The sequence below is a fragment of the Paenibacillus phytorum genome (assembly GCF_013141715.1).
GTDB classification, from domain to species: domain Bacteria; phylum Bacillota; class Bacilli; order Paenibacillales; family NBRC-103111; genus Paenibacillus_E; species Paenibacillus_E phytorum.
The window spans coordinates 45,952-71,352 of record NZ_WHOA01000247.1; the positions used below are offsets into that span (position 1 = coordinate 45,952).

Below are 25,401 nucleotides of genomic sequence, written 5' to 3' on the forward strand. Positions count from 1 at the left end.
GATACGAAATAATGATGAATTAAGTTTGCTTTAGATGTAAAATTATTGTGAATTATCTACGAAATACGAGGAAAAGTAACACGAAATTCGGTGCCTTCGCCTACCCGACTGCGAACATGTATCGTTCCATTCATACCAGTAACCAAATGCTTCACAATCGTAAGTCCAAGACCCGTTCCTGTCTTAACGTCGGACCGCGAAGTTCTTGCTTCGTCTGCTTTGTAGAAACGATCCCAAATGCGTTCTAACTCGGCATCTGTCATCCCTTCCCCTGTGTCTCGAACATACATATGGACCTCGCGTTCCTGCTCTTCTAGAGCTACCGTTAGCGTTCCGCCCTTTGGTGTGAATTTCAACGAATTATAGATTAAATTCTGTACAATTTGAGCAAATCGATCAGGGTCTAAGTGAACCTGGGAGGACACCTTATCTGGCTCAGGAAGAATGAGGTGAAAGCTTATTTCCTTCGCTGCTATCGGTGCCTTCAGCAGTTCCAACGATTCTTCAAGTGTTTCTGCGATGGATACAGGCCTAAGTCGGAACACATCAACCCCATTTTGAATCTGTGCCAAATCTAATAGATCGGTCACAAGACGCTGCAGCCGTTGAACTTCCTGATCACAGATACGTAAGTAATGCGAATATTTCTCTTCCGGAATGACCTTATCATTCATTGCCACAATAAAACCGCGAAGTGTCGTTAATGGAGAACGAAGCTCATGCGATACATTCGTCAAAAACTCCTGCCTTGTTCCTTCCCATTCCTCCAGCTGTTCGACCATGAAGTTGAAGCTAGCAGCAAGCTGCCCTACCTCATCTTGTGAAGTTACCGGAACCCGTGTAGTGAAATCACCATGCGCGAGCTCAAGTGCGGCTCGATTCATCTGTTGAAGCGGACCTGCGAGTTTGCGAGAAATGAAAAACAGAATGAAACCAACAGCTACCAGTGAAAATAAGAGAGGAACCAGAATGTTAACGCGAACTGCGGAAATGGCTTCACTGATATCTCCAGCCGGAAAATGAAGAATGATGACCATAGGCTGTCCGTTTAGTTGATACGGGGCGTGATACGTAAACAGATTTATGGTTCGTCCATCCGGTGTCGTTAAGCCAACCATGCCATAGCCGGTATGACCGTGAAGACCATCGATAAAGAGCGTATCCATCTGTTTAGGAATAGCTCTCCCTTCACTATCCGAGGAGCCATTCAGAATGTTGCCCTTGTCGTCAACAAGCCAAACTTGTCCATTAATGCTTCTAGCCAAAATACGTACCGTATATTTCAGCTCTCGAGTTGAGATCGTCCCATCCTGTAAAGAATTCATTAAGCGCGTGACTTCCACATTACGCTTCTCCATCAGTTCGATCTTATCTTTATAAAATAAATCCGTAAAATAGTAGTTCCAGAACAGAAAAAGACCAACAAAAAAAAGCACACAAGTCGCAAGAAAAGACAGGAAAATTTTCAAATATAAGCTGTTGCTCTTTCCCGTCAACCATCGCTTAAACATGCTGAACCACCTCAAAGGAGTAGCCAATTCCCCACAGAGTCTGGATGCACCACATGTCATGCTGTCCTAATTTTTTACGCAAATTTTTCACGTGGGCATCAACCGTGCGTGTACCGCCTGTAAAATCAAAATTCCACACATATCCAAGAAGATCCTCTCGTGTAAATACACGGCTTGGATGGCTGGTCAGGAAATACAACAGCTCAATCTCCTTCGGCGTAAGCTCAACCCGTTTCCCACCGACTGTGACCCGATACTGCTCAAGATCGATAACAATATTGCCGATCTCCAGCCATTTACGGGATGAATTCTGGGTTTGAGACAGTTCCATAGGGACTTGAATCGTGCGGCGCAGCACGGCCTTAATACGGGCAATAAGCTCATTCGGATCGAAAGGCTTGACCAAATAATCGTCAACCCCCAGATTAAACCCTCTCAGCTTATCGATGGACTCTCCTTTTGCCGTGAGGAAAATGATTGGCGTTTGATGAAAGGGGGCCTCCATTTTGCGAATTTGCTCACATAACTCGTAGCCGGATATATCAGGGAGCATGATATCCAGTAGAACCAAGTTTGGTTTCTCGTTTATTATCGTACGAAGCACTTCCTGCCCTCGCGCCAATAAAATCGCCTCATAGTTGGAATGCTCCAAATACAGTCTGACGACTTCAGCAATATTCGGTTCATCATCAACAACTAGAACTTTGCCTTCCGAACTCATCTAGCTCCACCCTTTTCCTTGCGAATCTGCTGCTGCCTTGCTCTTTCATTAATTACCTCTGAACGATCTCTCCGCGTATGTTTTTGGATGAGATGCTCATCTTCCATCAGGCTTGGCGACTGCCATATCAGCCCTCTTCTGTCGCACTCTTTTAAGCAGAAATCTATAAGTTCCGGGTCAGTAATAGGCAAATTAATATCCTCATATAGAAATTCATCTTGCTCTATAGAAGACCAAACCTGGTTAAGAAGCTCTTGAAGCTTATCAGGGTTAAGTCCCAAAGAAAGGACATGAGGAGCTTCCGCATTCCTTCCCGCGCTTTGCAGCATTTTCACAGCACCAGTGCGGTTACCTCTACGAATATGATACATACCTACTGCTATTTGAATAAGAGCGACATAGGTTCTGCTGCGTGCATCCCCGGGATGCTCCTTCCAGAACTCCTCCATCACTTCATGGCATTCAAAATAATCCCGTTGTGCATGGAAATAAAGTAAATAATCGATATATGCCTCCGGATACGGCTTCATGATTCGTTCCCCTCACCTTGTTGTGATCACGGTAATGCCTAATTACTTCTCATGTTACTCGAAAGTTGTGCCATCGTCCAACATCAACGAGGGATCACTAACTTTCATACATTTTCCAACGCAACCAAACTATCATATCTTACGTCCAATTAAGTAGTTTAGTAGAAAGAGGCGTGATGGATGAAAATTGGGAAATGGATGCTTACAAGCACCCTGATACTATCGATGAGCGTACCAACTGCTGTTCATGCTGCAGGTACGGTTCAATCAAGTCCGGACAAAACAACGAAATACCGCGTCTATCAGTACAATCATGTACTCATGGAATTTGCGGCTTATGGGCAAGCAGAAGCATTTGCAAAAGGTTTTACAAATAGTCATGTAGAAGAAATAAGCACTCGCAAATGGTTGTGGAACAATTTCCCACGCTATCAAGTTTTTCAGTTGGATGTATCATTGCAAGAGTGGCAATTTGCCTCACTGGACGCAGCCATCGCTGAAGCAAAAAAATGGACCAACGCAAGTGTTCGGGACCTGCAATCCTCAGGTTGGGTGTGGAACAATTATCCTAATTTCCAAATCTACCAAAATGAAATCACGCAGGATTCATGGAAGTTTCTAACGTTGAACGAAGCCGTTGCCGAAGCGAAGAAATGGGGCGGCGCCCATATTATTGATTTAAACAGCAATCACTGGGTTTGGGACAATATCTCAAATGAGGAAAAGAAATCACTCCGCACTGGTGAGCTTATTTACAAGGTGTATCAAGGTACATTTTCAGCAGACAACTGGGCCTTTGCATCCTTAGAGGACGCCATTAATGAAGCTCTCAAATGGGGAAATTCAACCGTAGTCAATAAAAATACGAAAAAAACGGTGTATAGCAATCTTAAAATTTATAAAGTATTTCAGAATGACACGTTTTTGCAGGACTTTGCTTCCTTGAATGAAGCACAAGATTACGCACGCCTATGGGGACACAGCTCTATCTTCCTAGATGGCCGCAAAATTTGGAACAACTACGCTCTTATCAAGTGTTTCAGAATACAGCTCTCATAGGCGAATTTAAGACGATTCCCGAAGCATTAAGTTACAGTGTGCAGTATAGCAATTCTTCTGTACAAACGCTCGATCATCGCTTCCTTTGGGATAACTTCAAAAAGCTCCAGGTTTGGGGCTGGAATGGCATGGCCGGTGGTGATGCGATTAAAGCGCATGTGAATAATACAGTCGGACTTGATGTTGATTCTCCAAGCTATTTCGAGCTTGCGGATGCAGCAGGTAATTTGAAGGATCAATCCAATGCCGATACCGTCACATGGCTCCAAAAGAATGGATACACCGTATATCCGCTAGTCAGCAACCAATTTAACTCGACCTTGACAACTCAATTCCTTGCAGATAGCGCTGCCCAAGACAAATTCGTTAAGGCCTTGGTAGACCGCTCTGTGCAGCTTGGAGTTCCGGGAATCAATGTGGATTTCGAAAGCCTGGCTGGTTCGGATCGTAACGCTTTTACAGCCTTCATTGCCAAATTAACCTCATACGCTCACTTGAACAGCCTAGCTGTATCCATTGATCTGCCGCGTGGGAGTGTCAAATGGAACCATCTTTCTGCATTTGATCATGAGAAACTGGGGAGTCTGGTTGATTACGTCGTCATCATGGCCTACGATCAGTTCTGGCGGGGCAGTACTTCTGCGGGGTCTGTAGCCGGACTTCCTTGGACAGATGGCGGTATTCAGGAATTTCTCTCCTATGGCATTCCACGGGACAAAATCATTCTAGGTATCCCCTACTATGTGCGTGAATGGAAGCTGGATGCAGCCGGAGCCTTGCAGAGTAATCGAACCTTGCTGATGAAAGATATCCCTGCTTTATTGGCTTCCAAATCAACCAAACAAACTTGGGACAAAACCTTCGAACAGTATCGGATCGAGTACCAAGAGGATGGCTTCACCTATGTATTCTGGTTGGAAGATGAGGCTACGGTCAAAGCACGTCTGGACATGGCGAAAAAGTACGACATCGCTGGTGTCGCAGCATGGCGGCTTGGTTATGATCAAGCGGAGTTATGGAAATTGATTTTGCAGAATAAATAAATAAATAAATAAATAAATAAATAAAAAATAAGAATTAGACAAAAAAATTAGACCACAAGCGGTTTAAACCTGCTGTGGTCTTTTTTTATGCAGATCATATAAGACCCCATTCGCTAAAAATGGTTTCCGTGCCGCAGCCCGAACAATATTTGGCGTCCGGCTTGTTAACTTTATAGCACCCTTTGTGCAATAAGGTTTTCTCTTTGGTACATTTATTCTTAAGCGGCGCTCCACAACGAATGCAGTAGTTATCTTCTTTATCAGCGACATATTTACACCTGACACATTGTTGCAGCTCATCCTTAGCCATAGGTTCAACCCCTTGAAGTTTGTAGCTACTCCATTTATATGTGGGTAATCATTGCTAAGGTGAATAATAAACCATTCCAGCCTATGTATAAAAATAGGCCTCTTTCGCCCACCCTAAATAAGAGAGACTTTGTTCTCCGAACAAAGATCCCTATATCTCATAGAGGAGGTGAAGAGGCATGGCTAAAGATGTTCTTTGTGAAGTGAATTCCTGCAAATATTGGGCAACCGAAAACAAATGCAATGCAAGCTCGATTTATGTCGTGAGTCACCGCGGCAGTAATCAAGCTCGTAATTCCGAGGAAACGGATTGTAAGACGTTTGAGTCTAAGATTTAGAGCGTTAGAGCGTGTGAGCTAGAAGGTAACTTTTTGTGCGTAAGAGCTAGAGCGTAACATTTTGAGCGTTGAGCTAGAGCGTACTTTTAGTGCGTTAGAGTTAGTGCGAAATATCGGAGCGTAAAAAGAGGCCCTGTCGGGGGCCTCTTCTCTTTTTCCTTGCCCTTATTCTCATTTTAACCAATAATGATAATTATTATCAGTGTTTCGAGGAGAGATTTTCGAGCTCCTCTAGATTCTGCGTTGGCGCTTGACAGGCAAAGTTCTGGCACACGTAGGCCGTTGCCTGCCCTCCAAGCGGCAGCTTGTCTTGCACAAGCGGAATGAGCTTACGCACTTCTTCGCCCGCCGGTCCCGGCGGATGAAGAATCAGCAGCGCATTCGGCAGATACTGCCGCTGCACCGTGCGCAGCATGTGCTGCGTCTCTGGTTTCGCCGGGTCGCCGGCGATGACGATTTCGCTGGCTTCGCCATAAGCGAAGTCGAGCGCGGCCAGCGTGAGCGCATGGCCCGGCGGGTAGGACGCAACAGCTCCGGCGAATGCCTGGAGCTGCACTTCTGCTGCCTGCGACAGCTTCGCGTCGTAGGTCAGCCTGGACAGCCGCAGCAGGTTCAGCGCGGCTGCACCGTTGCCCGACGGCATCGCGCCGTCGTAGATCTCTTTAGGGCGGGTGAGCAGCTGCTCGGCATCGCTGCCGTAGAAGAAGAGCCCGCCTTTCTCTTCGTCGCCGAAGAGACGAAGCATCTCTGCGTTCAGCTGGACAGCTTCACGAAGATAGCGCAGCTCGAACGTGGCTTCGTACAGCTCGATGAGGCCCCAAACGAGGAACGCGTAGTCGTCCACGTAGCCGAGAAAAGCCGCTTCGCCATCGCGATAGCGGGCGAGCAACCGCCCGTCCTCGCGGCGCAGCTCGCGCAGGAGGAACTCCGCGGCTTTCGCGGCTGCCTCCGCGTAAGCAGGCTTGTCCAAGGCTCGTGCCGCCTTGGACAGCGCAGCAATCATCAGACCGTTCCACGCGGTCAGAATCTTATCATCCTTGCCCGGATGGATGCGTTGCTCGCGATGCGCGAACAGCTTGACGCGGGCAGCCTCAATCCGCTGCTTCAGCTCATCCAATGGGATTTGCTTACGCCTCGCAACAGATTCCATCGTCGTTCCAATTAAATTCGGGATATTATGCCCCTCAAAATTGCCCGACTCCGTAACATCATACAGCTCGGAATATAGATCGCCTTCGTCAATCCCTAATACGTCCTCCACTTCATCCGGCGTCCAGACATAGAACTTGCCTTCAACACCTTCTGAATCCGCATCCTCAGCGGAATAGAAGGCTCCACCCTCATCTGTCATATCCCGAAGAACGTAATTAATAATTTGCTCAGCGACCTCTGCATACTTGGCTTTACCAGTCACTTGAAAAGCTTCTATGTATGTCATAATTAACAGCGCATTGTCGTAAAGCATTTTCTCGAAATGCGGCACCAACCATTTTTCATCTACGGAATAACGAGAAAATCCGAACCCAATGTGGTCAAACATACCTCCACGATGCATGGAATCTAGCGTTTTTTCCACAATCTCAAGCGCACGTGCATTGCCCGTTTTTTGATAGTATCTCAGAAGGAAAGATAGATTGTGTGATGTCGGAAACTTCGGAGAACTGCCAAATCCACCATTTTCAGCATCAAAATTACTCTCATACATACGAAAAGCCTCATGAATCGTTTCCTCTGACATTACTCCGACTGAGTGATTCTCCAGCAATCGACTGGTCGTTTCCGTGATCACCTGATCAGCAGCCTCGCGAATTCGATCTGGATCTTCCTTCCACTTCCCTGCTAGCTGAGCGATGATCTCAACCATCCCTGCTCGATTATACTTCCGACTGCGTGGGAAATACGTCCCAGCGAAGAACGGCTTCTTCTCAGGCGTCAAGAATACCGTAAGAGGCCATCCACCCTGACCTGTCATCGCCTGACAAACAGCCATATATATATGGTCGACATCCGGACGCTCTTCGCGGTCCACTTTAATCGAAATGAAATCTTTATTCAGCATGTTTGCAACGGTTTGGTCTTCGAATGATTCGTGTGCCATGACATGACACCAGTGACACGTGCTATACCCCACAGATAAGAAGATAGGCTTATTTTCTCGTTTCGCTTTGTCAAATGCTTCTTCACCCCAAGGAAACCATTCCACTGGATTGTGAGCATGTTGAAGTAAGTATGGCGATTTCTCAGTGAATAATCTATTGGGTTTATTTTTCGTTGTCATGAAACATCACCTCCTTAGATTTTAGGATATTTTTATCGATATAACGAGATTAGCATACCTTAGAATAAAAAGAAAAACCCATGTCTGTTGACACGAGTTTCTAATAGTGCTGCTTTGGTTATCCGTACTCGGAGGCAGAATCCAAACGAAAAGATTTAAATCTATGTATTCACTAACACAATTATTCATTATTAAATCTTTTACCAGAAATCCAAAAGACCGTTACAACAATTGTCAGTACAATCCATATAAGTACCACTAAAACGTTCCATATTACACTGGGGTTAACTGCTCCTGTAATTAAAACTTCCATGGCTTGTTTACTCATACTCGCTGGATTCATAAAATCTGTAAGAGCACTCAAACCAAGTACAATTCTACAGCCTAGCAGGAATACGATTGAAATTAATGCAATAATACCTTGGCTATTAAAAATAGTACTTATCATCGTAGTGTAGGATACCATAAACAGAACCCATAACAAATAGAACAACGAAGCTATTATCGCATCCACAAAATTAACGTTTGTAAACAACAAATTAACATATACATACGAAATCAAGTAACCTAACGCTACAGAACAAGCAACAAATATGTAATTGGCAATTATTTTCCCACCTATGTACGATGCTACAGTGACCGGTCTTGTAAGAATAAAAGCCAACATACCATTTACTTTATCTGTCTGTAAGACCCCCATCATCGAAATTGCAATAATGATAACCCCTAACTGATCAAATTGAGCAGCTAAAGTACTTGCAAGTACTTCCCCACCTTGCTGAGCAGCCATACTAGGATCAATTGTGATGCCTTGTGCTCCACCGAGTGATTTTAATATAGAGGGTAAATAATAACTAACAACTGGTTGAGTTATTCCTAAAAATATAAATACTAGAGGCAGCCAAATAACTTTAAATTCACGTACCATTTGAACAAATTCTTTTTTCATTAGCACATTAAAATTATTCATTTTTCCACCACCAATTTCATGAATATCTCTTCTAATGTATCGTTATTGATTTCAAACTTTACGAGGTCAACCTGATGTTCCAGAGCACTTCTTAGTAACAAATTCTTGTTCAAGCCTATATGTTCAACTTGTATTTTTATTTTATTTCCTACTGCCTCTACATCCTTTACATAGTTCAAATTTTTCAAAACTTCCATCCATTCTTGATCGATAGATGTAACTTCAAAAATCAATTTATTTTGGCTATTGCTGTTTAACAAGTCGGAGATGGTTGTATCTTCAATTTTTTGCCCATTTTTGATGATAATAAATCTTTCACAAATTTCTTCTGCATCACTTAATATATGCGTCGACAATAAAATCGTCGTCTCTCTCTTGATTTCTTCGATTAGATTCAGTACTTCTCTTCGACCAATTGGGTCTAATGCCGATACGGGCTCGTCCATTACAATCAATGATGGTTTGTGTAACAACGCCTGTGCAATGCCAAGTCTCTGTTTCATGCCACCTGAAAATGTTCCAACTTTTGAATTCTCTTCTCCACTTAACCCTACTTTCGATAATATTTCTGGGATCGCCTTTGTTAATTCTTCTTTTCTTAATCCTGATAGTTCCCCCATGAAAGCAAGAGTTTCTTGTGCAGTCATCCAATGATAAAAGTTAGGGTACTGTGGTAAGTAGCCAATTTCCTTTTTCATTTGCGAAATTTTCTTTCCGTTAAGCAAAACTTCTCCCATTGTAGGATTAATAATATCTGAAATAACTTTGATGAGTGTCGATTTACCAGCCCCATTCGGCCCTATTAATCCCACACATTCTCCAGATTGCAGAACCATTGAAAAGTTATTTACAGCCGTTTTTTCTTTATATGTTTTAGTAATATTTTTGACTTCTAATTTCATGTTCTTTCACGGTCCTTTCTGCCAATAACAAAGTATAGAATCGGACCAAACGTGTTTAGAAAAATAATAATGAGACTCCACAGCAACACATTTTTCCTCGTTTTTCTGTGCTTGTATAAATCCATTAATGCTATTAGGATCAAAATCATTCCTACAGCTAAGACCGGTAAAATAACCGGCAACACAGACATGAAATCAAAATCTTTTAATTCGTTCCACCCGTAATGCATTTGCAAATCAACCACTCCTCTAAAGTCATTATTAATTGTATAATGTTATCATTATCAATAATGATAACATAAGAAGGTAAAATGTAACACTTATTTTTTTTCTTTAAAGAATATTGTTTTAATTCTTATTGTTATTTACAATGATAATATTATCATTATAGATAATGACGAGATCTTTTATGATTGGGGAGAAAAAAATGGTTAATAAAGCTGAAATTATCCTGCACCCAGTAAGAATGAAGATTTCTCAAGCTTTAATGAGAAACAAAGAAAATGGACTGTCTTCACTTGAAATGGTAAAAATCATTAAAGATGTGCCTCAGGCTACTCTATATAGACATATACAAGTTTTGTTAGATGCTGGAGTTATCCGCATTATGAAAGAAAAAAAAGTGAGATCCATTTCCGAAAAATACTACACCTTAAATGAAGAAGAAGCCCGACTTAGTGCAGATGAGTGGAAAAAGTCTTCTATTAAGGAAAAGCTCAATTATATTTCGCATTACCAATTATCGCTAATGACTCAATATCAAAACTATCTTACCAAATTAGAAGAACAAGGTTGCTCAGATGATGGTGCTACTTTTTCACTTGTAGAATTAAAGCTTGATGATGAAAATTTTATAAAGTTTCAAAATGAATTAAACGACCTAATGATAAAATACTACAACACTTCTAACAACGTTAATGATCTGGATGCACCAATTCGAACTATTGCCTTTACTATTATTCCAGAATCCTAAAACAGAAAAATCAAAGCGATTAGCATACCTTACAACAAAAAGAAATGGCATCATTCCATTACGCTAAGCGAATTAATGAATCATTTTGTCAAGTGACAGCAGAAAAGCCGGTTTTCCCTACTATAAGGAACACCGGCTTTCATGTCGTTTCTACTCTTTTCCTATATACTTATCCATAAAGCGATCTACTCTTTGGAAATATTCAGTGGGGTAATGATTGATGGCATCGATATGCTCCGTATTATGCGGGTACCATGCTTCTGCATATGGGTCATCTTTTAATGACTCAAAAATTGCTTCTGTATTTTTATAACTAATTTGCTGATCTCCAGTTCCATGAATAAGCAGAACTGGCTTGTCTTGCATCTTTTTTACCGCATCCATAGGAGATATGGAATCAAGATCAACCTTAAAGACCCAATTTGCCATCCATGTCGATGTATAACTGAATGGAATCGCAGGTAAACCTGAAAAGAAGGGCAAACCCTCTCTCAGAAATAGACCAGCATTACGAAAAGGACTATCCGCAATTACGGCTTCGATGTCATCACTTTCACTTGCGGCTAGCAAAGAAGTAGCAGCACCCATTGAAAAGCCGATAACTCCAATGTTATCACCCGTATGGTCTCTGGATTTTAAATAGCTTACAGCTCCTAGCAAATCGTATTTTTCATTGAGGCCCAGTGTAATCAAATCACCATCGGATTTACCTTGCGAGCTGAGGTCAAATGCCAATACATTGTATCCTTTCGGAACGAAATGCTCTACTAACTTTGGGGTCCGCCCTTTGACTAAACGATTGCTTGTATATCCATGGACGACAATAATCGTCTTATTACTTGCTTTACCAGAAAGACCACTTGCAGGAAAGAAGGAACCTCTAATCGTATTATCATTTTTCAAACTCTTGAACTCGACCTCTTCGTAGGGAGTTTTATCGATATTCAATTCGTAGCTGACATTTGTGTCTCTAGGATGGTGCAACAAGGTGTCTATTACTTTATAAGATATAAAAAATACAAGAGCCATCACAAGCAAAAGCACGATCCCTAGGCTCAATAAAATTTTCCTTCGTTTTTTCGAACGAACGTTTAGTATCAAATTTGGTTGTAATGATGTTTCACTCATTCAGATTCCCTCGCTTTTTCTTTAGGTTGTGTGGGTGCGAACAAATATAAGGCATGCTCCTTCAAATTTCCCCACTCGGGGTGATGGATAATACTTTCTCCAAGAGTTAAGCCTACCCCATTTAAGAAAGAGATATAGGCGCGAGAGATCATAGCTGGTGAAAAGTTTTTGTTGAATTCTCCCATTAACTGTCCCTTTGCATAGACGCATTCAATTGTATCTGTCATTACTTTTGTACTTTCAAGGACCTTCTGTGTAAGTTCAGGAAATCTTATCCGTTGTCCTAAGACATATTGAACAAGCCGCAATTCATTTGTATAGCAATAGATATGATTGAATTGTTCTTCTACCATGTTCTTAATTAATACGCCCGGCGTCCCCTCTTGTTTTAGACAAGCAAGCGACTTCTCCTGAATATCAGCAAGCGGCTCAAGGACAGCGGCGTAGAATAAGGCTTCTTTGCTTGGGAAATATTGAAAAATGGTTCCAGCAGTCACTCCCACACTCTGAGCAATGAGAGCCGTTGTGGTATTAGAATATCCATTTTCTGCGAACAGGACAACGGCTTCTTTTAGGATACAACTACGCCGCTCCTGTCTTTTTTCTTCATTGATTGGTCTTGCCAAATTCATTCCCACTCTCTGTAGATTTAATTATTATTAATTAAATGATCAATCATTTAATTAATAATATATCTCTAATTACTAATAATAGCAAGAGTGTATTCATCTTACTCATGAGTAGGATGAAACTTCACAAATAAAAACAAGCCAGAGCGCTGCCCAACATGCACTCCGGCTTGTTTTTTTACATTACTTTGTACGAGTACACGCTTCGACTTCTTTAAGTATTTCAGCAGATTTCCCAAAAGGTATGAATGTATAAAGTACGCAATTTCCTGACTTCATCGCTGCCTTCGCTGCGCTCTCCTGCATTTGTCACAACTTACATAGACTTAGCAAGTCGGAATCCAAGGTCATCGATGGTAAATGTCGGGTGACTGCGACGACGACACGTTGCCCCGCAACCTCTGGCCTCTTCAGCCCAACTACCACCGCGAAAAATTCGGTAGGTGCCATATACGTTCTGATCGTATAAATCCCAACACCACTCCCAAACATTCCCTAACATATCATACAGCCCCCAGGCATTCGGTTCCTTTCTTCCTACTTCATGGGTCGTGCCAGCTGAATTTTCATTATACCAGGCAATCTTATCAAGCTCTCCGTATCTATATCCTGTAGTTCCTGCTTTACATGCGTACTGCCATTCCGCTTCGGAAGGGAGGCGATAGCCATTTGATTCCCAATCACAGATGATATTTTCACCATCATCACTTATCGAATAACACTCCTTCAAACCAACTTTCTGAGAAAGTAGATTGCAAAAAGAAATGGCATCATTCCATGATATATTCACAACCGGATTTTGATCTCCGTCATAAGAAATAGATGATTTTTGTGAAATGGCAAAATAAAGTTCCTTTGTGACAGGATACCGGGCAAGAAGAAACGGTTGTATGATAACCTTCCATTCAGAGCTTGTTCGATCGTCCCTTAAATCTATTTCTCCACCAGGAACTTTTACCATCGGATAATCAGTAAGACTCTGTAATACATTTGACACTCCATCTTCCTCCAAATCTCACTAGTGTTAACTGCTGCTCAATTTATCAATAGCTTCTTTTTCATTTGACAAGAAAAAGATATCCTTTCCCTTGTTACATTCATAGATGAAATCCTTCAAGCTTTCACTTGAAAAGACAGTAAAATCACCAACGATTGCAACTTTCTTTCGATAATTTATGAATTTTTGTAATATTTCTCCTGCAAGCCGTGTTTTTAAATCGAAAAAGTCCTCACTTAATGCCGATCGATTTAAAATTATACGATCAGATCCTGTTTCGTATTGTACAGTTGCCATCAGATCTAAAGCCGACTGAACATCAGTTATCAATATTTCGTTGCTTTCAACGACGGCCATTTCTACATCATTCTTTTTGATTGTCACTAATTTCATATTCGTCCTCCATTCGTCGTTCAACCTTTAATTAATCTTCCGACATAATCCTCACAGATATATCGATTATCCTCATTATTCAATGGAGGAATATTCGCTACTCTAAAGAAGCTTAGTCCAACCACCATCGCCAGAAGGCCGTAAGCGGCGCTTTTGGAATCGTCCACCCTCATTTGCCCCGACATGTTACCGTAATCAAAGATCCTCGCGATGCCGTGTAGATCTTCCGTATAGCTCTTGGATACTACCTCTTGCAAATTGCGATCCAATACAGCTTTGGAGAAGAACTGAAGAAAAAGCTTCGCTTGATCTTCATGCGGGATAAACATCCTTTCAATCCCATCAAGTTCCGAAACATTGATCGTCTTCTGCCTATCATCGCTATATGGCGGGAGGATGTGCTTCAGCGTGACATCGATCATTTCCTCTGCTGTCATTGTTTTCTGGATTTCTGATTGGATCTTTAAACCATAATAGGCTAAGAACGACTTAAATGCTTCTATGATCAAGTTATCTTTATTCTTAAAATAATAAGTGACAACGCCCTTTGAGCAGTCCGCATACTCAGCAACCTTATCCAGAGTCATGCCATCAATCCCGTGTCTACTGATACAAATTAGTGTGGCGTTAATGACGTCTGCTCGACGCTTTGGTTCCATTCCTACTTTAGGCATTTTTTCCTCCTCGTTCATTTAAGTTTTTTTATACCGTACAGTCGGAATAAATAAAATATATACATTATTTTTATTTATGTCAAACACTGCACAAAATAAAAAAAGCCACCCGAAGGTGACTTTCTAAGATAATGCTTTCTTATGATGAGGGAATCTTGAACTCCCCTGCTCTAAGGTACCTTAATCTCTTGACCTGGGTAAATGAGATTAGGGTTTTTAAAATTGTTCAACTGCTGAAGAATTTGCCATGTTGTTTGATAAGACCTGCTGATTTTCCATAGTGAATCACCGGGTTTGACAACATAGATATTGCTAGCTGCTCCAGGAGCCGGTTCCTGTGAAGGAGTACGAGTCGTCTGTACCGCCGTAGCGTTGATGCGACCTTCGACTTTAGCCTCTACCACTCCGCTTTTACGCATATATGTGATTAATGCTTCTTCCAAGGATGCGAAATCATTGTCAAGAGGATAAGCCTTAAACATGGTGTATTGGTCTCCGCCTGCGGCCATAAAGTCGTTCGTTGCAAGTAAATAGGATGCTCCTAGATCAATCGGATAACCTTTTACGTGAATAGACGTCACACGGCTTCCTTTTGGCTGAGATGGATCAAACGAGACGGTCATACCGCCAACATGCGGGAAGCCTCCCAATGACTCCGGATAAGCAGAGAGACCTAGTTCTAACGCCGCTTTAATGTCGGAGCCCTTTACTTTCTTCGTTTGAATATAGTTACCGAATGGCAATACGGTTACTATCTGACCCTTCGTAATTGAACCCGCTTTGATCGAAGCGCGGATACCGCCTCCGTTCGTGATGGATACATCGGCGCCTGTTTCGCTGAGCATGGCGTCCGCAATTAAATTGCCCAAATTGGACTCACCTTTACGGACAACTTCCCGTTCACCAACTAAATCAACCTTAGAAGAACCGACAATTTCCTGCAGCACCTTATCTTGTTCTTTTTTCACATTAGCAATAATGTCGATTACGGCTTGGTCTCCTGGGGTTTTATCTTCATCGGCTGTTTTCTTAGTAATCAGGCTCGAAGTTTTACCAGTCAATTTGCCGTTCTCAAATGTCAAATCTACGCGGCCCAGGTTTTTGAGATACTCTCCCGTTTGCGCAATTAGCACATTCCCAACCAGCAGACCTGTGTTAAGCGTCGTATGGCTGTGTCCGTCGATGATGACATCAATTTCTGGAACCGCTGCTGCTACCTTTTTGCTTGTATCAATGCTGGACTCGTCGATGCCGAGATGGGTTAAGGCAATGATGACATCTACTTTACCTTTGAGCTCGGAAACAATTTTCTTAGCTTCTTCAGCTGGATCAGTGAAAGTAAGCCCCTCGACATTGTTCGGATGTGTTTTATAGGCAGTCTCCGGCGTAGTCAAACCGAATATACCAAGTTTAATGCCATCCACTTCTTTAATGACATAAGGCTCTAGGATTCGTGATCCGTCGTTTTTTTTCGTATTAGCGCTTAGAACGGGGAATTTTGCCCGCTTGGATAGCTCGATTAGACGCTGATAACCGTAGTTGAAATCATGATTCCCAGCCGCCATAGCGTTATAGCCTACCGCGTTCATAATATCCACAATGCTTTCCCCGCGCACCAGATTAGCGATCGGCTGCCCATGGAACGTATCTCCCGCATCAAGAATGAGAGAATTTGGAGTCAATTCCTTGTAATTCTTAATCAACGCGCTCATTTTTGCAAAACCAATTCCTTCTGCCGTAGCTTCAATCCGGGAATGCGTGTCATTGGTGTGAAAGAGAGTAATTTTTTTCGTACTGCTGGTTGCTGCTGCATTCGTTGTTCCATTTGCAGGTACAGACGGAGTACTCGGCTCAGCTGCAACTACTGTGTAAGCCGAGGAAACGGTCACAAACATGGCGAGTGCACTTGCCATCCATAGCTTTGTTTTTCTCATGTACGGTTTCGCCTCCATAATAGTTGATCTTGTCCAACTACATTATATGGAATTTATATTCGTGGCGATTTTGCTGCAGGTAAAGGTTTTGTAAATTTTAAAAATCGATGTAATCCTAATCATTTAGCTGCCGGATGTCAGATTATCAAATTAGAATCTATGATAATGGCGCCCTATTATATCCTCTGTCTCCGTATGGCTGCAATTTTTCCAGCCACCGCTTTTCCAATTGCTTAAGCTCCCAGCGCACATCGTTAACCCCGTCAGCTTCCTTCTCCTCTAGCACCTCATAGGTGAAAGTTTCAGCCCCTAGTTCCTTCCAATCTTTTTGCAATTGGGCATTTGCGAATCTTCCCATGTCCAATTGCATCTGTATAGTCATCCATTTGTTTTTCAGGTTGGGAAAGCTATCTACGTAAATTTTGCCATTGGCCTTGTTTGTTATTTGTATGGCACCCATGTAGGTCTTAATCTGCTTGTATTCTTCCTGAAGCTCCTTGCGCTTGTTCTTATCCATGCCTTTTTCTCCTTTCGGGTCTTATAAAAGATTACAATAGTCACAAATACCGAGCGATAATCCGAACCAACTTTGCAGGCAACTCTGTTAGACTTGTTATATCCAAAAATCTCTCATTCCCATAGATTTGATTAATTACATCCTTGTCCTGGCCTATTGCGGCTGCAAGAAATGTAATTCCTTTCCGTTCATATTCGTCTATAGTCTGCTGCATGTCTTTAATTGCATAGTTTCCGGTATAATCATCCATGGCTTTGGGTTGCCCATCACTTATGCTGATCAATAATTTTGTCTGCCCAGGTGCAACAGTTAATCGGTCAGCCATAATTCTAAGAGCCATCCCATCGCGGTTATTACTTCTTGCACGAATCCCCATTAGTCTAAATCGATCATTGGAATCCGTTTTATCAAAATCGGTATAAGCATAAATCGACATTTGCTCCAGTTTGGAAGCATCCGCTGTATCCCCGTATATCAGTATAGGAATATGACAAATTTGACAAAATTCATATACGGCTATCACCGCTCGCTTTGCCGCTTCTAATCTACCAAAAGCTGACATGGATGCTGACTCATCAACCCTTAGCCCGACCACAAGGGAGGGGGATTCTGTTGGGGGACGTTTCTTGGCAAAATACCTAAAATCCTGATAAGCAATACTATCCGCTTGAAATTTGCTGCCATAATACTGATTCTTAGCAAATTCAGAAGAAGTCTCATGTTCCAACAGCGGAAGTGTCTTTCTGGCAATCTCCCGTACGACAGGCATGAGTTCTTTACTTAGACTGAGATATTCCTGCTCAGATTCAATACCGTAATCCGGACGGTGAATGATGAGTTTAACCCTTTTATGAATAGAATCGGACACAACCTCCCTTGCGTTCCGACTCAGCTTTTTACGGAAATCTCGATCTTTCTGCTTCGCTTCGTCTGACATTGTTTCAGGATTTGCCTGATGATATTGGGGAGTACCATCCTCTCCCATATCTGAACTTTCCATATCGGTAGCATCATCAGAAACATCGGATGTACTTTCGTCACTATCCGCAGATTTTTTTAATGCGATCCCCTGTTCCTCTTCCTTCTTGTTGTGGTCAAAATCAGTGTCGTCGATATCTCCCCATGTTCTTATCTCTACTCCATCAAAAATTCTTTTTTTTTTAATTCAATCTCAACCTGATCTAAGCCGATTAACAAACCTTGACTTTTTAGTGCATCTTCCAACAATTTGATCTCCTCAGAATCAGTAGTTATCTTATAGATGACTTTATGATAAAGGGATTCTTTTCCTGAAGTACCTCCGGCAACTGCATCCGCCCAATAGAAAAATGAACGCATACCCGCCACGCCTTTAATTGCATTAACACGGGCTGTTTTGTCCAAGATAATAATGATATCCGCTAAAATATCTAACACCTGTTGATCCCTATAACCGGTTTTGGCCATTGCCCGTTCAATCATGATTTCTTTGGTTGGCAGGTCCATCTTTTCCGTATGCTGAACCCTGTCACGTAGTGCTTCATTTAGGGGTCTGGTCCCTGCATAACTGCGGTTTGTTGTGATGACCGCTATGAAATCCGGGTGTCTGCGGATGATTTCTGTGGGAAGGTTAATGCTGCCATCCAGCTCTAAGGCAGAGTTGAGTGCCATTAGCACCGCGGCATCCCGGATAACGGTTGGTTCTTGGATTTCCAGAAGATAGCCATTTTGATAGGCTCTGACGATTTCGGAGGGGTAAAATCGATACTCCACCACTTCGTCCTCTTTCAAAACGGTTTGCTCCGCAGACTCCATCTGTTCTAATCGATCAGTTGAAATTACCGGCAAAATAGCGCCAATAATATCTGATTTATCCATATCGGCAAAACAGGTCACTTTTGTATAGGGCAGCCCGAATTCCGCCGACAATGCTTTGGCAAGTTGTGTTTTACCGGAACCAGCGTCACCTTCTAACAAAATATTGGCGATTTTCATTTCACCACGATGCCAGTTGCGCTTTATTTCTTTGCAAATACGTTGTTCTTCTTTACTAACCTTATGAGATAACGGTTTTTTCCAAATAAGTCCTTTTTCTGTATCTGTCAGTTGTCTTGTAGGCGACAATTTATATTCGTCCTGATTTTTCATACCTTTTCACCTTTCCAAACTTGGTTAGTACCCCATTTCTTTCAGTAGATTGGATAAGACACGAAGGCGTTCTCCAATCATTTCGCCATCATCACTAAGAGCCTGAGCGAACAGCTTAATATCATTATCAATCATAGGATTTTCTGCACAAACGGATACACTCATAGCATCCCCTTGCAGCCCAATTCGGTCAATCGTCGTGTTATCAGGGTCATACAGTTTCGGGAAACGATAGGCATCCTGAAAATGCAAGCTGCTTCTGCAAATTAAAATGGCAAGGTCAATTACGCGGTGCATGGGAAGCTCTTCTGATTGACGGGACCATTTTTCCCCGGTGTATCTCCATACTTTGGCCGAGATATCGACCTTTCCCCTATCATTCCACTGGGCCAATCCCAAGGATAGACCTTTTGCATCCGTATTTCGGGCATACCTGCCGTCAACCTGCTCATAATTTTCTGAAACGATAACAGGCTTATGTTTTAAAGTAGTTGGTATTTTCATTATTTCCACACTCTCCATTTTAATTTTCGCTTAATTACTAAATTACTAATTTACTAAATTACTAAATGCAAGATCATCTTACCCTACATTTCATCATCTGTCAATCCGGTTAATTGACCACAAGTTGTTCTTGCGAAGAGATATTTTCTATCACCCACTACTAGCTTTGCCCAATGCAATTATGAACGTTGAAGTGTCTGGTGTGTCCTGCTTCGGTGCTTGGGTATTAGAAATCGCTCAAAAAAAAGAGAAGGCACATTTGCCTTCCCTTACTTCAAACTAAACTTACTTGTTGTTGCTTCCGCCAAGTTCTTCGTTAGATCCCGCTTCTACATGCTATAAAGGGTAACCTCCGCCAGGCGGCGGCCAAGCTCCGTTCAATCGGCGGAGCAAAACGATTTCTCCCAAGTGATAGGAATTGTGTGAGGCAATGTTGCGCAAAATCCCCGCTTTCGTCTCCGTCGGAAACTTTTCAAGAATTTCATCCAGTTGTGACGTTCGAGCAATTTCACAAGCTCTCTCGACTCCTTGCAAAAAAGATTGAACAATTGACTCCCAATCCTCTTCACTCTCCGGACGTTCTACGCTAGGCCAACTGTCCATGACGTGCGAAGGCAATTCAGGCTTGCCTCCCTCAAGGTAAGTCAACAAAAATTCCTGCCAGTAGCTCATATGCTTCAATAGCTGATAAATGGTATATGGCGCACTCGCGGTACGAGTCCCTGCAAGCTCAGCATTAATATCGAGCAATGCTCTGGTTATCGGAATATGTCCGCGCTCTCCAACTAATGATTTCACAAGAGCTTCACCAAATGCTCGATTGGATTCATTCATAGACATGGCTGTCATCTCCAACCTCCTCCATTCATTTATTATTATGCTTGTAATTTGCTAATCTCAAATTTAATTGTTCAAAATATAATTGCATAAACTATATTATCCTAAATTTATTCAAAATGTCAAATCGGTCAATTTTCAGTGGACATGTTGTTCCTACCGCCGAAATTCATATAATTTTTATATTTGTTCAGAAGCAGGTATATTGGTTTTAGAACAGTTAAATGATACAATATGGAAATGATAGACAATCAAACCTAAGGAGTGAAATTAATGGCTATTGATGTATATCTTAATTTTAATGGAAACACTCGTGAAGTCATTGAGTTTTACGCAGACGTATTTGGACTGGACAAGCCCCAAATCATGACCTTTGGAGATACACCACCCGACCCAACCTTCCCTCTTCCTGAGGAAGCCAAAAATTTAGTTATGCATGCACGTCTTAGCATTTCTGGAAGTACTGTAATGTTCTCCGATGTTTTCCCAGGAATGCCTTACGTTGCCGGGAACAACATTAGCCTTTCCTTAGTCAGCAAAGATATCGATGAAGTGAAGTCAGCCTTTCATAAGTTGAAAGAAGGCGGCAAAGTAGGCATGGAGCTTCAAGAAACTTTCTGGAGCAAATGCTACGGCAACTTAGAAGATAAATTCGGTATTCAATGGCAGTTTAATTATGACAATGGTGAAACGGTTTATTAATTAATCTTTTCACAATACAAAAAGGATATTCAATCTTTCTTTCTCAAGAAATGATTGGATATCCTTTTTTTTCATAGATTATACCTTCGTTTACAATATGGGAGAAACCAATTTCGATATGGACTCCAGAAACCGAATCCGTAAGGAACGTTTATCATATTCCTCCAACGTCAACTCCATACTGCCCTCCATATCCTTCCAGAACGTGTTTTCCAACTTCTTCGCCGTCTCCGCATGATACATCAAGGCGTTTGTCTCGAAATTAAGCCGAAGACTGCGAATATCGAAGTTGGCCGTCCCAACAGAGGCAACCTGCCCATCGACGATGATCGTTTTCGCATGAAGAAAGCCTTGATCATATAAGTAGCATTTCACTCCAGCTCGCAGCAATTCACCTACATAATACAAGGAAGCCCAATGAACAAACATATGATCTGCTTTCTCAGGGATCATGATTCTAACGTCAATGCCCGATAGAGCGGCAATGCGCAGCGCATTCAACATACTCTCTTCAGGGATAAAATAAGGAGTCTGCAGGAGGATTCTGCTCTTGGCCATGTGAATCATTTTAAGGAATGTAAACACGAAATGCGGCCATGCTTCATTAGGTCCACTTGCCACAATCTGCATAGGTACGTGTTCCAGGCTGTTGGCCTCCACCATAGTATCGGGAAAATACTCAGGCGTAACTTCCATCTGCTGCACGGATGCTAAGTTCCAGTCCAGAATAAATCTCGACTGCAAAGCGCGAACAACGCTTCCGGTCAAACGAAGGTGCGTATCTCGCCAGTAACCAAATCGCGGATCTAAACCTAGATATTCATTACCGACGTTGAATCCCCCCATGTACCCTATCTGACCATCAATGATAACCAATTTACGATGATTGCGATAATTTACCCGATAGTTCAGAAATGGAATTCGCGATGGGAAAAATGCTGCTTTTTGTCCGCCAGCCTTTAGGAAATTTCGAAAAAAGGACTCCTTCAAGGACCTTGAGCCAATATCGTCATATAAGAATTTAACTTGGACACCCTGCTCTGCTTTCCTCGTGAGAGCTTCCATGACCTTGTGACCCAACGAATCATTCTTAACGATATAATACTGCATATGTATATGGGACTCAGCGGCTTCAATTTTCATTAGTAAATCACTGAATTTAGCCACACCGTCTGTGAAAATATGAACACCATTATCTTGCGTGAGGAACGCATCATTCGTTGCGACATTCAAATAAATCAAATCTCGATATTGACTTACCATCGGATCAATATAGGGCAGCGTCCCGTCGATCAGCTGTTCCCGCTGCTCTGAAATGACGGTCTGCACTCTTTCCAGCATACGGCGGTTCCATTTATACAGCTTTCTGCGGCTCAAATTTTGTCCAAGCATCACATAGAGCAAGAAGCCGAGAATCGGAATGAATAAGAGCACCATGAGCCATGACCATGTTGCCGCCACGTTTCGACGTTCTAAGAACACAACCGTTATGGCGAGTAAAATATTGATCACAAAGACGACAGTTAGTACATGCGATATCCAGTCCATAACACCACTCCAAACCATTTATATATCAACTCATCGCTATTATACCTGAATTTCGACAGATTAGGAAAAGACCCCCTATTCACAAAGTGAATAAGAGGTCATTTGACAAGCTACCCTTTATGCTATACCGACACGATCAGGGATAAAATGAAGAGGAATTAGACAGAAGAGACTGGAAGCAAAATGCCTCCAGTCTCCTTTTTTTAAGCGTTGTTAGTAACCATTACTTTATAAAGTGCGATATACTGCTGGGCTGACTTTTTCCAGCTGAAATCGCCTTTTTTCATATTTTGCTGAATTTTCAACCATGACTCTCTATCATTCTTGTAGAAAAACACAGCACGGCGAATGATATGCAGCATGTCATGCGCATTATAGTTGCTAAATGTGAATCCGGTACCCTCACCCGTGAACTCATTATAAGGCTGCACGGTATCTTTCAGTCCGCCAGTTTCTCTAACAATGGGTACAGATCGATAACGTAGTGCTATCAACTGCCCAATCCCACAAGGCTCGAACTGTGACGGCATCAAGAATAAGTCAGAAGCGGCATAGATTTGATGTGCAAGAGATTCATCGAAGTAGATTTGAGCAGATACCTTATCGGGATGCGTTTGAGCCGCATATCGGAACATTTGTTCAAACCCATAGTCGCCTGTACCGAGAACGACAAGTTGAATGTCCAAAGCGAGAAGCTCTGATATGACATGCTGGATGAGATCAAGTCCTTTTTGCTGCACCAAGCGAGTGACCAACGCAATCATCGGTACATCACCATTCACAGGCAGACCCAAGCGCTCCTGAAGAGCTAGCTTATTCTGCTGTTTCTTCGGTAAGGAATCTCGATAATTCACAGCCAGATGTGGATCAGTCATTGGATCGAACACGTCGTAATCAATGCCATTCACAATGCCCGTTAACTGATCTTTGCGATGACGCAGCAGGCTGTCCAAAAATTCACCATAAAAGGGAGTTTGTATTTCCTCCGCATAGGTCTGACTTACCGTTGTTATCCGATCCGAATAGAGAAGCCCGCCTTTGAGAAAGCTTGCGCCACCATGCAATTCAAGTGCAGTTCCTGTGAAATGATCGTCTGATAAACCGAACAAATCTTTTAATAGAGATTGATCAAACACACCTTGGTATTTCAAGTTATGAACGGTAGACATTGTCTTCATCTCGCTATAGAAAGGGAGGTGTTGATAATGTGCCTTCAGCAGCACAGGAATCATACCCGTTTGCCAATCATGGCAATGAATCACATCCGGCTGGAAATCAAGTAACGGGAGCGCCTCAATAATCCCTCTGCAGAAGAACCCAAAACGCTCCGCCTCGTCTCCGTAACCATAAATGCCTGGACGCTTGAAATAAAACTCATTATCCACGAAATAAAAGGTGACTCCCTCATGCTGAAGCATCTCAATTCCGATGTATTGCTTTCTCCAACCGATGTACACATCAAATGTGGCTACCTTCGTCATTGCTTCCCGATAAACAGCAGGGATATCGCCATACTTAGGTAAAATAACCCGCACATCCAGTCCTTGACGAGTAAGCTCTTTCGGTAAGGAGCCAATTACGTCAGCTAGACCGCCTGTTTTAATAAAAGGTACAGCCTCAGATGCAGCAAATAGTACTTTCATCTTCCTACTCCTTTTATTTGATCTAGATCACTTTCGTTTTCGCAGCAATGAATGGTGCTTTGTTATCTCCTGTTAAGACACGTCCACGACTAATGAAGACATCCTTATCCAGGATTGCGTTCTCAATGATAACATTCTCCTCAATCTCACAGTTTTGGAGAATGATGCTGTTCTTCACGTACGCGCCTTTCCGGATTTTAACACCACGGAACAGGATACTATTTTCCACTTTACCTTCGATGACACAGCCGTTGGCGATGAGTGCGTTTTTAGCTGCTGCGGTATCCAAGTACTTCGCTGGCGGTTCATCCTTAACCTTCGTGTAAATCAGGTTTTTCTGGAAGAATAGCTCTCTCCAGATCGCCGGGTTAAGCAGCTGCATACTGTGCTTGTAATAGCCTTGAATCGAATTCACAATCCCTACATGGCCTTCAAATTTGTAGCCATACACACTGAGCCTATCAATGTTTTTCATAATGCCATCGCGAACCAAATGATCGTAACCTTGCGCTAAGCAAGATTCAACCATATCCAACAGGAGCGCTTTGCTCATGATGTACATTTCCATTGAAATGTTGTTTGTGCGCAATCTGCCTGTGTGATCCTCCATGAGAGTCACTTGTCCGCTATCCTTGACGGCTAGACGACGGAATTTCCCTTGAATATCCTCATCTGTTTGCTTATAGATAACCGTAATGTCTGCTTGTGTATCCTCATGGTAACGCACAGCGTCACGCAAATCGAGGTTGCATACCATATGGCTTCGTGAAATAATGACAAGCTCTTCTTTACCACGATAGAAATAATCTCTATGGCTATAGAACTGGTATAAATCACCACGTGAAATGCCTGTTGGTTCATTCAGCACAGACGGGAGCACGAACAAGCCGCCACGCTTCCGATCCAAATCCCACTCTTTCCCAGAACCCAAATGATCCATGAGCGAACGATATTTATGTTGCGTGAATACAGCCACATTATCAATGTCGGAATTCACCATATTGGACAATGTAAAATCAATTAAACGATAACGACCACCGAACGGCACGGATGCAGGGCAACGAAAGTAAGTCAGTTCCTCCAAATCATCCGGTTCATTCACTAAATTAATGACACCCATCACATGTTTCACTC

The 25,401-nt window shown here is 42.4% G+C and carries 27 protein-coding genes; 5 read left to right on the forward strand and 22 right to left on the reverse strand.

The window, feature by feature from the left end:
* Positions 1–56: 56 nt before the first annotated feature.
* The 3 genes from GC098_RS36940 to GC098_RS36950 are packed head-to-tail and all read right to left on the reverse strand — an operon-like array spanning position 57 to position 2,762.
* A complete protein-coding gene (locus tag GC098_RS36940; RefSeq protein WP_171649309.1) occupies positions 57–1,511 on the reverse strand; it encodes a sensor histidine kinase in 1,455 nt (484 codons plus the stop codon).
* Positions 1,504–2,232, reverse strand: coding sequence for a response regulator transcription factor (locus GC098_RS36945; protein WP_171649310.1), 729 nt, complete (start codon positions 2,230–2,232; stop codon positions 1,504–1,506). Before GC098_RS36945 ends, GC098_RS36940 begins: the two co-directional genes overlap by 8 nt.
* The gene (locus GC098_RS36950) at positions 2,229–2,762 is read right to left on the reverse strand and encodes a DUF309 domain-containing protein (RefSeq protein WP_171649311.1); all 534 of its coding nucleotides are present in this window, start codon (positions 2,760–2,762) and stop codon (positions 2,229–2,231) included. The genes GC098_RS36945 and GC098_RS36950 overlap by 4 nt, the downstream gene beginning before the upstream one ends.
* A gap of 180 nt (positions 2,763–2,942) precedes the next feature.
* Here GC098_RS36950 and GC098_RS40595 point away from each other — a divergent pair, with 180 nt between their 5' ends.
* On the forward strand, positions 2,943–3,821 hold the full coding sequence (locus tag GC098_RS40595) for a pterin-binding domain-containing protein (protein ID WP_246359179.1): 879 nt from the start codon (positions 2,943–2,945) through the stop codon (positions 3,819–3,821).
* Complete coding sequence (locus tag GC098_RS40600; RefSeq protein ID WP_246359180.1) at positions 3,773–4,864, forward strand: glycosyl hydrolase family 18 protein; 1,092 nt, start codon at positions 3,773–3,775, stop codon at positions 4,862–4,864. The genes GC098_RS40595 and GC098_RS40600 overlap by 49 nt, the downstream gene beginning before the upstream one ends.
* Before the next feature lie 94 nt (positions 4,865–4,958).
* Here GC098_RS40600 and GC098_RS36960 read toward each other — a convergent pair whose 3' ends face one another.
* Complete coding sequence (locus GC098_RS36960; protein WP_029193210.1) at positions 4,959–5,174, reverse strand: hypothetical protein; 216 nt, start codon at positions 5,172–5,174, stop codon at positions 4,959–4,961.
* Positions 5,175–5,352: 178 nt separating this feature from the next.
* Between GC098_RS36960 and GC098_RS36965 the strand changes: the two genes are divergently transcribed.
* On the forward strand, positions 5,353–5,511 hold the full coding sequence (locus tag GC098_RS36965; RefSeq protein ID WP_084159967.1) for a DUF1540 domain-containing protein: 159 nt from the start codon (positions 5,353–5,355) through the stop codon (positions 5,509–5,511).
* 199 nt (positions 5,512–5,710) lie between these two features.
* Here the strand turns inward: GC098_RS36965 and GC098_RS36970 are convergent, their stop codons facing one another.
* The 4 genes from GC098_RS36970 to GC098_RS36985 form a co-directional block, all read right to left on the reverse strand.
* On the reverse strand, positions 5,711–7,789 hold the full coding sequence (locus GC098_RS36970; protein ID WP_171649312.1) for a thioredoxin domain-containing protein: 2,079 nt from the start codon (positions 7,787–7,789) through the stop codon (positions 5,711–5,713).
* A gap of 181 nt (positions 7,790–7,970) precedes the next feature.
* Positions 7,971–8,759: an ABC transporter permease gene (locus tag GC098_RS36975; protein WP_171649313.1), complete on the reverse strand. Its 789-nt coding sequence runs from the start codon at positions 8,757–8,759 to the stop codon at positions 7,971–7,973.
* Entirely contained in the window at positions 8,756–9,661 is a 906-nt protein-coding gene (locus GC098_RS36980; RefSeq protein ID WP_171649314.1) for an ABC transporter ATP-binding protein, read from the reverse strand. The genes GC098_RS36975 and GC098_RS36980 overlap by 4 nt, the downstream gene beginning before the upstream one ends.
* The gene (locus GC098_RS36985) at positions 9,658–9,897 is read right to left on the reverse strand and encodes a PLD nuclease N-terminal domain-containing protein (protein WP_171649315.1); all 240 of its coding nucleotides are present in this window, start codon (positions 9,895–9,897) and stop codon (positions 9,658–9,660) included. Before GC098_RS36985 ends, GC098_RS36980 begins: the two co-directional genes overlap by 4 nt.
* Positions 9,898–10,088: 191 nt before the next feature.
* Between GC098_RS36985 and GC098_RS36990 the strand changes: the two genes are divergently transcribed.
* On the forward strand, positions 10,089–10,634 hold the full coding sequence (locus GC098_RS36990) for a helix-turn-helix domain-containing protein (RefSeq protein WP_171649351.1): 546 nt from the start codon (positions 10,089–10,091) through the stop codon (positions 10,632–10,634).
* A 150-nt stretch (positions 10,635–10,784) separates the two neighbouring features.
* On the opposite strand, the gene GC098_RS36995 is transcribed toward GC098_RS36990, so the two are convergent.
* From GC098_RS36995 to GC098_RS37045, 11 genes are all read right to left on the reverse strand, one after another.
* Positions 10,785–11,762 carry an alpha/beta hydrolase gene (locus GC098_RS36995; protein WP_171649316.1) on the reverse strand — a complete coding sequence of 326 codons (978 nt, stop codon included), beginning with the start codon at positions 11,760–11,762 and terminating at the stop codon, positions 10,785–10,787.
* Positions 11,759–12,394 (reverse strand): TetR/AcrR family transcriptional regulator, encoded by a 636-nt coding sequence (locus tag GC098_RS37000; RefSeq protein WP_246359181.1) that lies wholly within the window; start codon positions 12,392–12,394, stop codon positions 11,759–11,761. The genes GC098_RS36995 and GC098_RS37000 overlap by 4 nt, the downstream gene beginning before the upstream one ends.
* A gap of 313 nt (positions 12,395–12,707) precedes the next feature.
* Positions 12,708–13,352, reverse strand: a complete 645-nt coding sequence (locus GC098_RS37005) for a formylglycine-generating enzyme family protein (RefSeq protein WP_171649352.1) — start codon at positions 13,350–13,352, stop codon at positions 12,708–12,710.
* A gap of 63 nt (positions 13,353–13,415) precedes the next feature.
* Positions 13,416–13,781, reverse strand: a complete 366-nt coding sequence (locus GC098_RS37010; protein WP_171649318.1) for a DUF4180 domain-containing protein — start codon at positions 13,779–13,781, stop codon at positions 13,416–13,418.
* Between the two features lie 20 nt (positions 13,782–13,801).
* Positions 13,802–14,455: a TetR/AcrR family transcriptional regulator gene (locus tag GC098_RS37015; protein ID WP_171649319.1), complete on the reverse strand. Its 654-nt coding sequence runs from the start codon at positions 14,453–14,455 to the stop codon at positions 13,802–13,804.
* Between the two features lie 170 nt (positions 14,456–14,625).
* Positions 14,626–16,389 (reverse strand): 5'-nucleotidase C-terminal domain-containing protein, encoded by a 1,764-nt coding sequence (locus tag GC098_RS37020; protein ID WP_171649320.1) that lies wholly within the window; start codon positions 16,387–16,389, stop codon positions 14,626–14,628.
* Between the two features lie 157 nt (positions 16,390–16,546).
* On the reverse strand, positions 16,547–16,906 hold the full coding sequence (locus tag GC098_RS37025; protein WP_171649321.1) for a GIY-YIG nuclease family protein: 360 nt from the start codon (positions 16,904–16,906) through the stop codon (positions 16,547–16,549).
* A 40-nt stretch (positions 16,907–16,946) separates the two neighbouring features.
* Complete coding sequence (locus GC098_RS37030) at positions 16,947–17,906, reverse strand: vWA domain-containing protein (RefSeq protein WP_171649322.1); 960 nt, start codon at positions 17,904–17,906, stop codon at positions 16,947–16,949.
* A 134-nt stretch (positions 17,907–18,040) separates the two neighbouring features.
* Positions 18,041–19,033: an AAA family ATPase gene (locus tag GC098_RS37035; RefSeq protein WP_171649323.1), complete on the reverse strand. Its 993-nt coding sequence runs from the start codon at positions 19,031–19,033 to the stop codon at positions 18,041–18,043.
* A 24-nt stretch (positions 19,034–19,057) separates the two neighbouring features.
* Entirely contained in the window at positions 19,058–19,537 is a 480-nt protein-coding gene (locus GC098_RS37040; protein WP_171649324.1) for a DUF6530 family protein, read from the reverse strand.
* 336 nt (positions 19,538–19,873) lie between these two features.
* Positions 19,874–20,371, reverse strand: a complete 498-nt coding sequence (locus tag GC098_RS37045) for a DinB family protein (protein ID WP_171649353.1) — start codon at positions 20,369–20,371, stop codon at positions 19,874–19,876.
* A gap of 276 nt (positions 20,372–20,647) precedes the next feature.
* On the opposite strand from GC098_RS37045, the gene GC098_RS37050 reads away from it, so the two are divergent.
* Entirely contained in the window at positions 20,648–21,076 is a 429-nt protein-coding gene (locus tag GC098_RS37050; protein ID WP_171649325.1) for a VOC family protein, read from the forward strand.
* A gap of 90 nt (positions 21,077–21,166) precedes the next feature.
* Here the strand turns inward: GC098_RS37050 and cls are convergent, their stop codons facing one another.
* The 3 genes from cls to glgD form a co-directional block, all read right to left on the reverse strand.
* On the reverse strand, positions 21,167–22,624 hold the full coding sequence (gene cls / locus GC098_RS37055) for a cardiolipin synthase (protein ID WP_171649326.1): 1,458 nt from the start codon (positions 22,622–22,624) through the stop codon (positions 21,167–21,169).
* Positions 22,625–22,827: 203 nt separating this feature from the next.
* A complete protein-coding gene (glgA, locus tag GC098_RS37060; protein ID WP_171649327.1) occupies positions 22,828–24,267 on the reverse strand; it encodes a glycogen synthase GlgA in 1,440 nt (479 codons plus the stop codon).
* A 22-nt stretch (positions 24,268–24,289) separates the two neighbouring features.
* On the reverse strand, positions 24,290–25,399 hold the full coding sequence (gene glgD / locus GC098_RS37065; protein ID WP_171649328.1) for a glucose-1-phosphate adenylyltransferase subunit GlgD: 1,110 nt from the start codon (positions 25,397–25,399) through the stop codon (positions 24,290–24,292).
* Positions 25,400–25,401 lie beyond the last annotated feature (2 nt).